16 protein-coding genes and 1 riboswitch are annotated in these 15,187 nt (G+C 40.2%); of the genes, 7 read left to right on the forward strand and 9 right to left on the reverse strand.

What is annotated here, in order from left to right:
• Positions 1-5 precede the first annotated feature (5 nt).
• The 3 genes from J2X07_RS11785 to J2X07_RS11795 are packed head-to-tail and all read right to left on the reverse strand — an operon-like array spanning position 6 to position 3,210.
• Positions 6-1,112, reverse strand: coding sequence for an acetyl-CoA C-acyltransferase (locus J2X07_RS11785; RefSeq protein ID WP_310258906.1), 1,107 nt, complete (start codon positions 1,110-1,112; stop codon positions 6-8).
• Positions 1,109-2,599 carry an AMP-binding protein gene (locus J2X07_RS11790; protein ID WP_310258907.1) on the reverse strand — a complete coding sequence of 497 codons (1,491 nt, stop codon included), beginning with the start codon at positions 2,597-2,599 and terminating at the stop codon, positions 1,109-1,111. Before J2X07_RS11790 ends, J2X07_RS11785 begins: the two co-directional genes overlap by 4 nt.
• 41 nt (positions 2,600-2,640) lie before the next feature.
• A complete protein-coding gene (locus J2X07_RS11795) occupies positions 2,641-3,210 on the reverse strand; it encodes a biotin transporter BioY (RefSeq protein ID WP_310258908.1) in 570 nt (189 codons plus the stop codon).
• A 185-nt stretch (positions 3,211-3,395) separates the two neighbouring features.
• Between J2X07_RS11795 and J2X07_RS11800 the strand changes: the two genes are divergently transcribed.
• From J2X07_RS11800 to J2X07_RS11810, 3 genes are all read left to right on the forward strand, one after another.
• The gene (locus J2X07_RS11800; protein ID WP_310258909.1) at positions 3,396-3,575 is read left to right on the forward strand and encodes a hypothetical protein; all 180 of its coding nucleotides are present in this window, start codon (positions 3,396-3,398) and stop codon (positions 3,573-3,575) included.
• Positions 3,576-3,722: 147 nt separating this feature from the next.
• Positions 3,723-3,863: a YpzI family protein gene (locus J2X07_RS11805; protein ID WP_310258910.1), complete on the forward strand. Its 141-nt coding sequence runs from the start codon at positions 3,723-3,725 to the stop codon at positions 3,861-3,863.
• 206 nt (positions 3,864-4,069) lie between these two features.
• The gene (locus J2X07_RS11810) at positions 4,070-5,206 is read left to right on the forward strand and encodes a fused response regulator/phosphatase (protein ID WP_310258911.1); all 1,137 of its coding nucleotides are present in this window, start codon (positions 4,070-4,072) and stop codon (positions 5,204-5,206) included.
• Positions 5,207-5,271: 65 nt separating this feature from the next.
• On the opposite strand, the gene J2X07_RS11815 is transcribed toward J2X07_RS11810, so the two are convergent.
• The 4 genes from J2X07_RS11815 to J2X07_RS11830 all read right to left on the reverse strand — a co-directional run bounded on the left by J2X07_RS11815 (position 5,272) and on the right by J2X07_RS11830 (position 9,736).
• Positions 5,272-6,126 (reverse strand): CheR family methyltransferase, encoded by an 855-nt coding sequence (locus J2X07_RS11815; protein WP_310259041.1) that lies wholly within the window; start codon positions 6,124-6,126, stop codon positions 5,272-5,274.
• A gap of 18 nt (positions 6,127-6,144) precedes the next feature.
• Positions 6,145-8,883 carry a CHASE3 domain-containing protein gene (locus J2X07_RS11820; RefSeq protein WP_310258912.1) on the reverse strand — a complete coding sequence of 913 codons (2,739 nt, stop codon included), beginning with the start codon at positions 8,881-8,883 and terminating at the stop codon, positions 6,145-6,147.
• Between the two features lie 409 nt (positions 8,884-9,292).
• Positions 9,293-9,550, reverse strand: coding sequence for a carboxymuconolactone decarboxylase family protein (locus tag J2X07_RS11825; protein WP_310258913.1), 258 nt, complete (start codon positions 9,548-9,550; stop codon positions 9,293-9,295).
• 6 nt (positions 9,551-9,556) lie between these two features.
• A complete protein-coding gene (locus J2X07_RS11830; RefSeq protein ID WP_310258914.1) occupies positions 9,557-9,736 on the reverse strand; it encodes a hypothetical protein in 180 nt (59 codons plus the stop codon).
• A 328-nt stretch (positions 9,737-10,064) separates the two neighbouring features.
• Between J2X07_RS11830 and J2X07_RS11835 the strand changes: the two genes are divergently transcribed.
• From J2X07_RS11835 to J2X07_RS11845, 3 genes are all read left to right on the forward strand, one after another.
• Entirely contained in the window at positions 10,065-11,243 is a 1,179-nt protein-coding gene (locus tag J2X07_RS11835) for a S8 family peptidase (RefSeq protein ID WP_310258915.1), read from the forward strand.
• Positions 11,244-11,358: 115 nt separating this feature from the next.
• Entirely contained in the window at positions 11,359-11,544 is a 186-nt protein-coding gene (locus J2X07_RS11840; protein ID WP_310258916.1) for a hypothetical protein, read from the forward strand.
• A 53-nt stretch (positions 11,545-11,597) separates the two neighbouring features.
• Positions 11,598-11,701: riboswitch (SAM riboswitch) on the forward strand.
• Positions 11,702-11,842: 141 nt separating this feature from the next.
• Positions 11,843-12,478: a sulfite oxidase-like oxidoreductase gene (locus tag J2X07_RS11845; protein WP_310259042.1), complete on the forward strand. Its 636-nt coding sequence runs from the start codon at positions 11,843-11,845 to the stop codon at positions 12,476-12,478.
• A 36-nt stretch (positions 12,479-12,514) separates the two neighbouring features.
• Here the strand turns inward: J2X07_RS11845 and J2X07_RS11850 are convergent, their stop codons facing one another.
• A complete protein-coding gene (locus J2X07_RS11850; protein WP_310258917.1) occupies positions 12,515-12,802 on the reverse strand; it encodes a hypothetical protein in 288 nt (95 codons plus the stop codon).
• Positions 12,803-12,977: 175 nt separating this feature from the next.
• On the opposite strand from J2X07_RS11850, the gene J2X07_RS11855 reads away from it, so the two are divergent.
• Complete coding sequence (locus J2X07_RS11855) at positions 12,978-13,169, forward strand: hypothetical protein (protein ID WP_310258918.1); 192 nt, start codon at positions 12,978-12,980, stop codon at positions 13,167-13,169.
• Between the two features lie 55 nt (positions 13,170-13,224).
• Here J2X07_RS11855 and J2X07_RS11860 read toward each other — a convergent pair whose 3' ends face one another.
• A complete protein-coding gene (locus J2X07_RS11860; RefSeq protein ID WP_310258919.1) occupies positions 13,225-15,150 on the reverse strand; it encodes a nitric oxide reductase activation protein NorD in 1,926 nt (641 codons plus the stop codon).
• Positions 15,151-15,187 lie beyond the last annotated feature (37 nt).

Consider the following 15,187-nt stretch of genomic DNA (forward strand, 5'->3'; position numbering starts at 1 on the left):
GGCATTCATCCTTTTGTTATATTTTCAAAAAGTGCTGCAATCCCGAGTCCCCCGCCAATTCCTAATGTAGCAATTCCATAGCGGTCATGAGCGGTCATTTCTCTAAGCAATGATGTAACCAATATGGCTCCTGACGCACCGTACGGATGGCCGAATGCGATGGCTCCCCCGCCTTTGTTGAGTTTGTCCCATGGAATATGGAGTTCCTGAGCAGAAGCAACCACTTGTGACGCAAATGCTTCATTTAATTCAAATACATCAATTTCTTCAACCGTTTTGCTGTTTCTTTGTAAAAGAGATTCAACAGCAGGAACAGGACCGATCCCTGGCAGGTTTGGATCTACACCGGAAGCAACACTGTCTATGAATTTTAATTTGGGACGAAGCCCGAGTTCTTTCGCTTTTTCTTCGCTCATCATTAAAACGGCGGAAGCTCCATCATTCACAGCGCATGAATTTGCTGCTGTTACAGTTCCGTTCTCTTTAAACGCGGGTCTAGATCGCTTTATGATTCTCTCTAAAGTAGAGATTGGTTTTATTCCTTCATCTATTAGAGGTACATCTTCAAACGGAACAACTTCACGAGTGAAACGTCCCTTCTCGATGGAATGATGCGTTTTTTTATAGCTTAAGAGTGCAAATTCATCTTGAATCTCACGCGTAATACCGTAAAATTCAGCAACTTTTTCTGCTCCTGCTCCCATGTCTGGATCTCCAATTGCGTTAGGTGAAAAACGAGCTCTTTTTGGATAAGTAGATGTACTTGCAGATTCAACACCACCAGCAATATAGATGTCACCTGCTCCTGACTGAATTAATCGGCATGCTAAATTGATTGCTTCGAGCCCTGACCCGCACTGCCTGTCTACTGTAAACCCCGGAACTGTCACGGGAAGCTCTGCCGTTAATGCGGATAAACGCGCCAGATTCCCACCTGGTCCGACGGTATTGCCTAATATGACATCTGAGACTAAGTGAGAGGGAATATTATTTTCTTTTAAAATAGCCTGAATAACGGCTGCTGCAAGCTTTTCAGGTGGTACATCTTTAAAATAACCATCCTTTTTTCCGATTACCGTTCGTTTTGCATCAATAATGACTGCTGTGTTCATTCTTTGAATACTCCTTGGTCGTAGTAATCTTTTATTTTTGCACGTGCTATTTTCCCGCTTTCGGTATAAGGAAATTGTTCCGTAAAAAGAATCTGCCTTGGTACTTTATAAACCGATAAATGCTCCCTGCAATAACGCTGGATTTCTTGTTGTGTTAATGCGAATCCGTTTTGAAGCTTTACAGCTGCTAACACTTTTTCACCCCAGTAAGCATCTTTATCTCCAAAAACCACTGCTTCATCAATTCCGATCATTGAATGGAGGATATTTTCGATTTCTTCTGGATAAACGTTCTGCCCTCCTGTTATCATCATGTTGTTTTTTCTGCCAATGATATAGAGGTGATTGTCTTGATCGAGTTTGGCAAGATCACCTACCGTAAGCCAGTCGTTATCATCCCATACTTCCCGATTGGCATCAGGACGGTTCAAATAAAAAGAAAAAAGCATTTCACTTTTCACATACAGTGTACCAATTTCACCATATCCTACCTCTTTCCCTTCTTCATCACGAATCGATAATTGCACGTTATGAAAAGGACAGCCAACTGACAACGGTTTGAATTCTGTTTTTGTGTGATTGATATAACTTACAAAACTAAGTTCTGATGCCCCATAAAATTCGATAAGCTCTGTCTCAGGAAAAAGTGCATTAATCCTGCTCTTTAACCCTGGCTCCCATTTTGCCCCAGACGAAATGATCTTCTTTAAGGAACTTGATTGAGGATCTGATTTCTCTATTTCGCTTGCAAGTGCTGCGAGCATGGTCGGAACGGCATATAACGCTGTAAGGCAGCCCGCTTTAATTTCTGTTAACATTTTTCTCGCTGAGAATTTCTGCAAAAGTTTGACGGTTCCTCCTAAAAACAATGTGCTGACCGCAGCGTACAGAAACAAAGAATGCACAAGAGGTCCAGGTATTAAAACAATATCTTTTTCAGAAAATCCGAATTCCTTTTCACTGCAATCAAAGCTTTTTACCCATGAACGATGGCTGCGTACAAAACATTTTGGTTTGCCAGTTGAGCCCGAAGTAAATCCCATATAAAAAAGGGACTCCTCATTGATGGAATCGACCGAGTGCTTTGTATTTTCGAATTGAGCTGATTTTATTTCTAAGTCTAAAATGACAATCCCATTCCCGAGGTCAATTTGATTCTTTAGTTTTTCAGTTGTTATGATTAGATCCAGGTCACCTTGTGAAAGTCTTTCTTGCCGTTCATTAGCTTTCCATTTCGGATCAAAAGGAACTGCAATCCAGCCAGCCGCTATCGCCCCAAAGAAATATTGTAAAAAAGCAATACTGTTTGGCAAAAATAATCCTACTCTGCCTTGTTTTCCTTTAAATGAATGTGAGAGAAAAAAGTTTGCCGTATTTTCAACACTGTTATTAAAATCTTGATAAGTTATTTTTTCTTCACACATCTGAATCGCTATTTTTGTTGGATGATTCAAGGCATTTTGTCGTATCGTATCAGTGATGAGCACAAGACTTCCTCCTATACAAAAAGACTGCCCGAGGGCAATCTTTATTGGCTGATCGTTTTGGTTTGCGTGTACTGACTATTTATCTTGATTCTTTCTCTAATCTTAACTCCAAGTATTGCGGCGATTACAGCTTTCGTCAAATCACCAGGCAAGTAAGCTAAACTTGGAATAGCAGCAGCTTTAAGGCTTATGTCCATAACCATTGCCTGAACTGGAATTCCACAAGCATAAACAAAAATAATTCCTGCAAGTATATTATATAAAAAGACCTTCCAAACACTTAAAGGCTGCCGAGATTTATCTGTTAACCAGCCGATTAAAAATGCTGAGATCGGCCAACTGAGCAAATAACCTGCACTCGGTCCAAAAAGAACGCTCAAGCCGCCTCTTCCACCAGCAAGTCCGGGGACACCGATTGCAATAATTAATAAGAATACAATCATACTTATTGAACCGAGTCTTGCACCTAAAACGACCCCTGCCAGCATAACACCTAATGTTTGTGCTGTAATCGGAACGGGTGTAAAAGGTAATGCGATTGGAGGCAATAATCCAAGTACGATCATAATTGCTGCAAATAAGGATACGTATGTCATTTCTCTTACTTTCATGTAAAAAGCACCTCTGTTTTCTTATGTTAACTTTCAATATAAATAAGTTAACATTAAAAGCGCTTTAATGGCAATAACTAATCTTTGCCGCTATAATTACTTAACAAATAGAAATTTTACCGAAACCAAGTATTTCACTAACAATTATGGTAAAATAGAACAAATTATATTTTGGGGGATAAATGATGGAATTTAAAATCGGTGACATTATTGAAACAAATGACGGTTTAAAAGGCGAAATTACATCTTTATTAACAAATACGGCGGTTGTAGATTTTTCTTTAACCGAAGATTATGAAACACATTTTGAAGATGCAAAACAAGTTGTACGCCTAAACAACATAAAACAAATAGTAAATGGATAATTTATAAATCAAATACCAAAACAGTCCTCTTTGTAAAAACAATTTACAGATGGCTGTTTTTTCTTTTGTCCGCTTTATTCTTTATACATAAAAACAACTCTTTTTCTTCATACTATAGGGAAATGATGCAAGAAAGGAGAATTTCTAATGGGTCGAGACAGACAGGAAAAGAAGCTGAAAGAATCAAGACGCGTAGAATCTGACCGCGATCAAAGCTTGAAATATTCAGGAGCTGCAAAAATGGAAAGTCCAGATGAAGCTCGCGCGCGCAATCACCAAGATCAATAACAACAGAGGCTGAGCGATGGACACTTCAAGTAGTCAAATCGCCAGTCTTTTTTCTTGTGAAATTACATCTCTTAATCTAAGTGAACAAAATAGGCGTCTAGATTAAAATTTTGTATAATAAACGTAGTACATACTTAGACTTTTGAGGGTGTAATTTTTAGGCTGGCTTGTTATTACTGCCGGCCGCTAAGGGGAAAGCAACAATAATGACAATTCTAATGGTAGATGATAATCCTGTAAATTTATTCGTGATTGAGAAAATCTTAAAAAATGCAGGATATGATGACTGTGTTTCCTTATCCTCCGCTCAAAAATTATTTGATTATCTTGAGCAAAACGAAAAAGAAATCGACAAAAAATCGATTGACCTTATCCTTCTTGATATTATGATGCCGGAAACTGACGGTGTCGAAGCATGCCGCCGAATCCAGCAGATGGATATGTTTAAGGATATTCCTATTATTTTTATTACAGCTTTAGAAGACTCTAGCAAACTAGCAGATGCCCTAGATGCTGGGGGTATGGATTACGTCACAAAGCCCATCAACAAAGTGGAGCTTCTTGCCCGTATACGAGTGGCACTCCGCTTGAAATATGAAAAGGACTGGCACGCAGAACAAGAACAGAAGATTCAAAATGAACTGGATCTTGCCATGCAAGTTCAAAAGGGCTTATTGAATCCGCCTTTAGAGGAAGATAATATTACGATTAACATCTCCCACCTTCCTTCTTTTAAACTCGCAGGTGATATGTATTATTGGCACAAATTCGACGACCATCGATACGGAGTAATTCTTTTAGACATGATGGGCCATGGTATTTCTTCCTCTCTTGTTTGTATGTTTATTTCATCTGTCATGAGAGATACCATTAAAGAACTTGCCGACCCAGAATTGGTCATTAAAGAGTTAAACCGTTATATGGCGCTTCTTCACAACCCCGGCAATGATCATAATTATTATTTTACTGGCATCTATCTTCTGATTGATACGAGAGAGAAAACGATAGAATATGTAAATGCCGGCCATCCTGAAGGCTACGTTTTAGTGGACAATAACTCGCTCCTCCCGATTGAAAGAGGCAGTTACGCCGTCGGTTTTTTCGAGAAGATCGAAGTGAAGAAATCCGTGATTCAATATGAAGACAATATACAGGTTCTTTTGTTCACGGATGGAGTACTCGAAGCACTAGGATCAGATGAAGACGTGATGCTTAACAAACTGCAATTACTAGCATCCCAGAAATGGAGCAATATTCGCTCCCCTATTCACCTAGTTATTCCAGAAGAACACCATTCCGGCCAAGGCGATGATATGTGCATTCTCATGATCCAGGCTAAATAAATAATCCCCACCATGAAAAAAGCAGAATGAATTGGACTCTACAAGAACCCTTTCCATTCTGCTTCTTATTTTTTTTGATAGATCTTCATGTTTTCCACAAACTCTTCATATTTATCAGCATTATTCGCAAATTGAAGCGATTCTTTATCTCCTAGACCTAAAAACCCTTTTGATCGCAGGCTGTCATAAAATAGTTCATGCACTTGATTTTGAAGTCCTATCGTAAAATAGATGAGTACGTTGCGGCATAAAATAACATGAAACTCATTAAAGGATTGATCAGTAACTAAATTATGCTGCGCGAAGCTTATCTGCTTTAAAATTGATGGTTTCAAGTAAGCAAACTGGCCATCTGCCGTATAATAGTCCGAGAAATCCTGTATGCCTCCAGAAAGCATATAGTTTTTCGTATAAGTCCGCATTTTATTGATCGAAAAAATACCTTGTTTGGCCTTTTTTAAAACAAGTTCATTCATGTCTGTTGCATAAAGCTTCGTCTTACTGCCCAGGCCTTCTTCTTCCATTAAAATCGCCATCGAGTAAACTTCTTCGCCTGTTGCACATCCAGCATGCCAAATTCTGATTTCAGGATAGTCCCTTAACTGAGGAACCACACGCTCACGAAAGGCTTTAAAGAATTCCGGGTTTCTAAACATTTCTGTAACGTTAATAGATAGGTCATTCAGGATCTTTGTTAAAAATTCTGGCTCATGTATGATTCTTTCGAGTACTCGAGAAATGGTTTCGATGTTCTCGAGCTTCATTCGATTTTGAATTCTTCTAACGATGGAAGACCGCATGTACTGGCGAAAATCAAAGCCAGACATACGGTACAATCCTTCTAATAACAAATCAATTTCAATATTATCTTTGCTGTCGGTATGGTATTCCTCTTCCGTTATCCACTCTTTATCATCCATTGGAATGCTGTACCTCACTTACTTCGTTATCCAAACGTGCATGACAGAAAATAACTGTTCTAACTTTAACGGCTTACTGATGTAATCCGATGCTCCAGCCTCTATACACTTTTCACGGTCGTTTTTCATAGCTTTTGCCGTTAAAGCGATGATTGGCAGCTCAGAAAATTTATTGATTTCCCGGATTCGCTGCATCGTTTCGTATCCATCCATTTCCGGCATCATGATATCCATCAAAATGAGGTCTACTGATTTCGTTTCATCTAAAACTTGAAGACATTCAATACCGTTATTTGCGACAAGGATGTTCATGCCTTTGCTTTCAAGTGCTGTTTTTAAGGCATAAATATTTCGGTTATCGTCATCTGTGATCAAGACCGTTTTCCCATAAAATACATTTCCGTCTTCGCTATCCTCTTGCAGAACAGTTTCTTCTGTTGCAATGTTTTGCTGCACTTCTACAACAGGTGAACTTGGCTGTTCAATCGTTACAGCAATCTCTGAAGCTGCATCGAGGAATCCAGTAGTGGGTAGGTGTTCCTCAGCAATGCTCGGAATCAGCAATATAAATGTACTCCCTCTTCCTTCTTCACTAATCAGTTGAAGTTTGCCTCCTAGGAGCTTTGCAAATTCATTACTGATCGACAAGCCTAGACCCGTTCCTCCATACTTTCTTATTGTAGCGCCGTCCGCTTGCTGGAAAGCTTCGAAAATAAGGCTGTGTTTTTCTTGTGAAATACCGATTCCTGTATCTGTAATGGCAATTTCAAGCCAATAATCAACACCCGTATAGTTTACATTTGCTAAATGCTTTTTAACGGTAACTGTAACGGACCCTTTCTCCGTGAACTTAAAGGCATTCGAGAGAAGATTTTTAATAATTTGCTGGAATCTTTTTTCATCCGTTTGAAAAATAGTCGGGATGTCTGGACTCATGTTAATTGTAAAATCCAGACCTTTTTGGTTCGCAACATGTCTGAAATTACGTTCCATATGGGCAGGGAATTCGCTCATATTGACTTCGTTAATCACAACATCCAGTTTTCCTGCTTCAACTTTTGATAAATCTAAAATATCGTTAATCAAGTTTAATAAATCCTGACCTGATGAGTTAATGACTGTGGCAAATTCTAATTCTTCATCTGATAGTCTCTTATTTGTGTTTTCAGCAAGCATTTCAGAAAGAATTAAGATGCTGTTTAATGGTGTTCTCAGTTCATGCGACATGTTTGCCAGAAATTCTGACTTGTACTTGGAACCGATCGTAAGCTGCTGTGCCTTTTCCTCAAGGTCTTTTTTAGCTAGTTCAAGAGCTTTTGATTTTTCTTCTGCTTCTTGTGAACGTGATTCGAGCTGTTCGTTGATCATCTGGAGTTCTTCTGACTGCATTTGAAGTTCCTCTGATTGTGTCTGAAGTTCTTCTGATTGTGCTTGCAGTTCTTCTGTCATAGCCTGTGATTCAGACAACAGTCTCGCGATTTCCATACGATCGATTACGCGATTGATCGTTAGTCCGAATGTTTCGATTACGGTTTCAATGAAAAGTTGATGCTGATCTGTGTATTGGTTAAGGCTCGCTAGTTCGATAACAGCGATAACTTCATCTTCATGAACAATCGGTGCGATTAACAGGCTTTTCGGTTTTGCTTCACCTAAACCTGATGAGATTAGCTGATATTCCCCTTCGATCCCATTGATTACTTGTACACGTTTTTCTAATGCGCACTGGCCAATCATTCCTTGGCCAAGTGTAAAACTTTCTCTTCCTACGTCATCCATTAAGTCGGCAAATGACGCTTTTTTCGTAAATTTAATATGTTTTTCTTTTCCTTCACGAATATAAAAGGCACCGAATGAGGAATCGGTAATTTTTGCTATGCCAGTAATACAGGTCTCTGCTAGTTGATCCAGCGAGGAAATGCCTTGGTTCATACTGACCACTTCAGTAACGCTTGTCTGAAGCCAGTCTCTTTGTTGGAAAGTATCGAGCAATTCGTTTGTAACATCGCCTAATTCTTTGATCTCGTCGTTTGTTTTTACTTGAATTCGGTTCGAAAGGTCGCCACCATGTGCCATAGCTCGAATGGTTTCGACGACAGCTTTTATCGTTCTAATGATCGAGCCTGAAATGATGTAGGCAAGTGTGATAGAAGCAATAATCACAAAAGCTAAGAGTCCCATCAATCCAACTCTTAGATAGCTGTTCTTTTCATTCAGCTTTTTAGCACGCTGTTCTGTTAATGCTTTCTCCGTGTTTCTAAATGTATCAAACTGACTTTTGACTTGCTCTACTTCTGCTTTACCCGGGTCATTTCTAAAAAATTCCAAAACACCCTTTGTGTCGCCTTTTTCCTTCAGTGCGATGGATGGTTCACCTGCAACTGTGACCCAGCGCTTGATATTATTATTTATTGTTTCAATGTCTTTTTGCTGATCAGGGTTGTCCGATAGCAGTTCATTTAAGTTGCTGTAGTCTTTTCTCCATTGCGTTCGTGCGTCATTATAAGGCTCCAGATAATTCCGATCCCCTGTAATGATGTAGCCGCGCTGTCCTGTTTCCATTTGCAAAAGATCTTTTTCGATTTGATTCGTTAAGTCTCTCACAGCAAAATCATGTTCTATGATGAAATTTCTCTCACGCTGCATCGTGTTCAGCTGATTGTTCACAGCAATGATGGCCATGATCAAACAAATGATGATGATAATATAACCAGTAATAATTTTAGGGCGAATGCCAAATTTGAAATTGTTCCCCATATTCATCCTGCCTTTTCAAAAAAATACAATCTGTATTTAATTATACTGTTAGGCTGCTCATATAGATAGTTTTAGAGTGTGTTAGAATATGCTTTTTCGACGATTGGAAAGTTGGTTATATCTTAGGTAGGAAAAAAAGAGAAAAAAGGACTCAAACAGACATTATATCGGGATCTGTTTGGGTCTTTTTGTGTTTGTTTATCCATTTTGTCGTATTGAGATGATTTTATGTGAGTTCTCTTTCATGGTGAGTTGGACGAATCAGGGAAATAACCTTTTTAAATTGAAGTTAAAATTTAAAACGAGTAAATTTTAACACCTATTTTTGAGTAAACCTTTCTAAGCAAATCAGGAAGATTAGAAAGGGAAATAAATTGTTTGGGGTCAGACCCCAATGGTTTTTGTTTTTTTATTTGTTTTCGATGCCCATGGCGATGATGAACCAGTTGGCGCCGTTCTTGCTGCCAATCTGGAAATACAGCGCGATGATTTCTTCTTGTGTAAAATGCTCGGTTAATCGGTTGTAAAGGTCATCGGGCAGCTGTCCGTGGTACGCCATTGTATGATCAGCCAGTTCTAACGCTAGCTTTTGCCGTTCTGATAGTTCAGTCTCGCCTTTTTTCATGGCATGTTCTTTTGTGGATTCATCCAGAATCCCGTAGTCCATGCTTTGTCAGTAATCGCAGCCGTTATTTGATGCAGATCGCAAGCGCAGCATCTCCATCAGTTCAGGTTCGAGTAAGTTATTCAGCGCTCTATCCATCTGTCCGAATGCCTCTAAAATTTCAGGAGCATTGGCGAGTACTTTTTTAAACGGTGTCCCTTCTACATTTACTTCAGGTAACCTTGCCATTGTTTTGTCTCCTCCTTCAATAAATCTTCTACATTTTTATCTTTCTTTGCATGTAGAGATTTTCCCTTTTTTACGCTTTGTAAATCTTCTATTATTTCTTTTTACATTTTCTTCATATAATAATCCTTTTTGTAACTATATCTTAAGATACTAAAATAGTTGGACGTGTTATGCTTTTTACATAGACAAATAGACTTACAGGAAACAAACGTGTAGTAAATAGTTATTATTTTAAGATAATTTTAAAGGGTTTTGTAGAAATTTGTTGAAGTTATTTAGCCAACCTTGCATCCCTTTGCTTGGTAAATCATCTTGAAGGAGTGATCATATGTTCAAGCGTTTCGTGGCATGTGCCGCATCTATCCCCCTTTTGGTCTCTTTAGCTCTCCCAGCTTCTGCTGCAGAGTCACAAAATAAGGAAGCTTCATTTTCACCTGCTGTTGAAAAACAGTCTGCTCCAAAGGAATTAATTGTTCATTTTAAAGACTCCGTTTCTAACGCTTCCGCTAAAAAAATTATTTCTCAGAACGGCGGACAGATTACAGATAAATCGGATCAATTTTATGTGGTAAAAGTGAATAGCAGTGCGAATGATGCTGTAAAAAAATACAAAAATCTAACGAGTGTTGAATATGCAGAGCCAAACGCAACTTTCCACGCAACTTATGTACCAAATGATCCTTTCTACAAGACTCAGCAATATGCACCTCAAAAAGTAGCTGCTGAACAGGCATGGGATGTTACTCAAAGTTCTTCATCGGTAAAAATCGCTGTTGTTGATACAGGGGTTGACTACAATCATCCAGATTTAGCGGGCAAGGTCATTAAAGGGCATGATTTTGTAGCCGATGATGAAGATCCGATAGACGAAAATGAACACGGAACGCATGTTGCAGGTATCGCAGCAGCTAACACAAACAACGGTGTTGGTGTCGCGGGACTTGCTCCAAAAGCTTCTATATTAGCGGTTCGCGTTTTAGATGCAGATGGCAGCGGCTCTTTAGATGATGTTGCACAAGGAATCCGCTATGCTGCAGATCAAGGTGCACAAGTTATTAACTTAAGTCTTGGTGGAAATCTCGGAACAAAAACACTGGAAGACGCGGTCAACTATGCATGGAATAAAGGTTCTGTCGTAGTTGCAGCGGCAGGAAATTCAGGCGTTAACCTGCCTAGTTACCCTGCCTATTACTCCAATGCAATCGCTGTTGCGGCGACTGATCAAAACGATCAGAAGGCTTCTTTTTCTAACTTCGGGACTTGGGTCGATATTGCCGCTCCTGGTGTAGATATTTATTCAACGATTCCACTAAATCGTTACGCTAGTTTCTCTGGTACTTCAATGGCATCACCAGTTGTCGCAGGTGTAGCTGGATTATTGGCCGCACAAGGCAAGAGCGCATCGCAAATTCGTGCTGCTTTAGAAAACACAGCTGATCCTGTAACCGGAACCGGTGCTTTGTTCCAGCATGGACGTGTGAACGCAGCAAAAGCTGTGCAGCAATAAATGAATTGTGGCTCCGGAAGCTTTGCAGTATAAAGCTTTCGGGGTTTTTTGTTTAAATTCCGCGCTTTATTCCTACACTATGTACAAACACTGTGACTATGAGCGGAGGATTTGTATGTTTATGTTTGGAAAAAAGAAAAAAGCGAACCAAGAAGAGGATGTTCAATCGCCTAGTTCAAAACAAAGAGTAGAGCAAAGTGAGAGAGAAGCGGAAGAAAAGATTGTTTATTTCTTGTTGATTAGTTTAGCGGTTTTTAGTGTAGTCGTTATTTATTTAGGGGTGGCAAAAGAGTTCAATTAGCCAGTTGCTTTTTCAGGATGGTATGGGATAATAAGCATAATTTAATGATTGATCTCTTATTGTGAGCAGGCGGAGGGAATTAGCCCAATGAAGCCCGGCAACCACCTTTTACAGGTACGGTGCTACTTCTAACAGTCCATAGACTGAAAGATAAGAGGATGTCGATGTTATCAGGTAATCGTCCTCTTTTTATTGAAAGAGGGCGTTTTTTTATTAAAAACTTCAATGAAAACCATTTTATCAAAAAATAGGAGCGTGATTAAAGTTGGGACTTAATAAGGCAGATAGAATTAAAAAAATGCGTGTTCCTGAAGTGGATAAAAGTCTAGAAGGAAGGCTGCCGCCCGGCCAGGTTTTGACAGAACGGTTCCCGATTCTGCATGAAGGTGAAGTTCCTGTTTATGATATGGAAAAATGGACGTTGTCTGCAGAAGGACTTGTGGGGAAAGAAGTCGAATTTTGTTTTGAAGACATTATGAAAATGCCGCAAACAAAAGTAGTCCGCGATATTCATTGTGTAACTAGATGGTCAAGGTTCGACAACACGTTTGAAGGAGTTTTGTTCAAGGACTTTTTGAAAGCAATTGATGTAGATCCGGCAGCGAGGTTTGTAATGGTTCACGGTGACTATGATTATACGACTAATGTTCCGCTGGAAGATTTGCTTCGAGATGACGTTTTACTGGCGCATTCTTTTGAAGGCAAACCCCTGACGGATAAGCACGGGTATCCTCTTCGTCTCGTAGTTCCACATCTTTATTTTTGGAAAAGTGCGAAGTGGATCCGCAAGTTTGAGTTTTTAGCAGAGGATCAGCCCGGCTTTTGGGAACAGAATGATTTTCATATGTACGGTGACCCGTTTAAGGAAGAACGCTTTTCGGGTGAAGGGTTCGAGATGCCTGAGGATGAGTGGAAAAAGAAAGACTTTGATTGAGCATATAAAAAACGCTTTGGAGGATGATAGAAAAGGCTATCTTCCCCGAAGCGCTTTGATTTCTTTTTTCAGATCGGAAAGCTGATCTTGGATATCTTTCATCTGTGTTTCTTGTTCTTTTTCTGCCTTTAGCTGCTCAATTCTGTCGATCTGTATCTGTCTCAATACGAGCGCAGCACTGATTGTCGCAAGGAAGTCACCCACTGTAACTAGTGATGATGCAAGCAGCGCTAATTCTGCAGCGAATGTTTCAGTATCTTTATTTTTAACTAAAAAGTCTTCTTCTGCCGCTTCTAAAACAACATCTACAACACGTTGGTTCAAAAGGCCCACCCCTTACTTCTACTTTTTATTACAATATGCGCCCGCGGGAAATGCGGTGCTGATGGATTCGAGCTTGCTACTATTTTTTTGTCGATAATATTTTGACTTTTTCGTCATTTTATCTGTAACGACTAGGTATTTTGTCCGATATATAGTTATGGGGGAGGTTGGGAAGTTGGAAAATTGGCTTTCTTTGCGTATACCGTTTGATATAATCTCGATTTATATCTTGGTTGCTGCTTTTATTGTAGTTGGGATTTTCGCAAGCCTGCTTCGATCTGCCTTGCCAGAGTGGTCGGTCCGAATCGTGAGTTACACCGGGTTTTTCGGTGTGATTTTCGTATGGCTGAAGCTTTTGGAGTATTAAAATAAAGAAAAATGCCCGCGGCCGATGTGGTCAGGGCATTTTTGCTGATTAAAACCTATAAAGCTTTGAACAGCAATTTTCGGAGTACGGGCATGAGATAATCTACGAGTTCTTTTGCGCTTGGTACAACTACGTTTTGCGGTCCGTAAATGTTTTGCATGAGCTTTTCTTCTTCCTCGGTTACTTCTCCGTTTGCGATAAACATTCCGATCGTTTCGATTCCGAGCTTCCGTGTTTTTGTAACGGCTTCGTGCGTGTCGAGCACTCCATGAGTTTCATAGTCGAAAGCTGCTGGCTCTCCGTCTGAAAATACGAGCAGGATTTTTTGCTGTTCGGGACGTTTGAGCAGCTCCTCTCCCATTCGCCGGATCGAGTAGCCATCACGATTATCCTCTTGCGGCTCGAGCTGGATAATTGATGCTCCTGATTGATGCAGCGAATTTCGGTACGAGATCACTTCATGAAAATAGTTTGGCTGATCATTTGTTGTTGCATCTGCTGCGTCTTCCCAAAAGCCCACGACTGAATGCGGAATTCTGAGCGTTTTTAAAGTCTCATGAAAAAGGACGATCCCTTTTTGCGTCTCCTCCATTTTATTAAATATAGAGGCTGAACAGTCTACGAGCAGTGTGAACGTTGTGTCGAGTTCATGCTGTGATTCTGTTTTTTTCCGGAAAAGCCTTGGATTTTTGTCTGTTGCAAGACGCGTAAGTTTTTTTCCAAGCCGTCCAAAATGCAAATCTTCACGCGGGCTAGTGCGTTTATGCTCCATCGTTTTTAAGAAATTCTGTTTAAGCTGCGTGACGAATGGTGCGATTTCTAGCTGAAACGCTTCGTACTCAGCCATTTCTTCCATGGATGCTGGCTTTGCGGGCACAAAATGCTCGGTTACATTTTTATTAACTTCACCATATGGGTAATTCGCTTTTGAGTCTGAGCCGGACTGGTTGCTGTCGGTTTCTGCTTCGTGTTCGTTTTGTGTGTTGAAGTCGTTGTTATCCGTCGACTGAGCGCTCGTTTGGACAGAACCAAATACAGCGTCGCCTGATTCGGCTTCTCTCGCTGCTTCCCCTAACAGATCCGTATTTGTTCCTTGATCAAGATCCATCTGTAAAAAAGAATCTTGTGGATCTGAGGTTTCGTCGTGCCATGAGGAGTAATCTTCTTTTTCCTGCTCTTCTTTGCCGTCTTTATCGTCCTCTTTTTGGATGGACTTTTCAGTTTTTGTTTCGCTGTTTCGCGTTAAGTCATCGAACTCCTGAGTATTGTTTTCTATATCTGAGAGCTGCGGCTTGTCGCTAAAACTGCGATAAGCTGTCTTCATATCAGAAAGTTCGGTGTGCTGTTCTATGATTGCTGCCATTTGTAAAATACTTTCCGCAATGTCTTTTGTTGAATGTGCGCTTGTTAGTTTTGTTAAAGTTGGGCGTAAGTCTTGGTAGAGTTGCTGTGTTTGCGGAGGCACCGCGACAAAGCGTTTATTGGCTAAAAGGATAATATGACAAAATAAAGCGTCGAGTACGCGCTTGTTTTGGATGTGTTTTCTGTATTCACGATTGTAGTGAACTTGGAACGTCTCTTTCCGCAGTTTGAAGGCATGCGCCATCCCCGGCCGTTTTACGATACACAGTTCTTCTAATCTAAAATCTTCCGAGAAAAGAAGCACTTGCTTTAGAAACTCGCGGTGCGGATGGGTTTTAAGCTGATCCAAAGTATCCCAGACTACATCATCTTCTGTATGAAATTGTGTGCCGAAACTGCGTAAATACACGTCGGATTTCCAGCCTTCCAGCTGGATCTCACGCGGATACGGGTTCCAGAATTGACTGACATGCACGATGTCCTTGTCTCGTTCCAGGTTTGAATGGTACGAGAAAGAAACGTCCATCTTGTCCACTTTAGAAAGCGAACGTGCGAGGTCGATCAATTGCATTTGAACGAAAGAATCGATCTTTGTATCAGCAAAAACTAGGAATTTCATCAGGGCGAAACCTCCAAAATCATCGCGGGAAATAAAT

This window comes from Fictibacillus barbaricus (assembly GCF_031457135.1).
In the GTDB taxonomy this organism is placed as follows: Bacteria; Bacillota; Bacilli; order Bacillales; family Fictibacillaceae; genus Fictibacillus; species Fictibacillus barbaricus_A.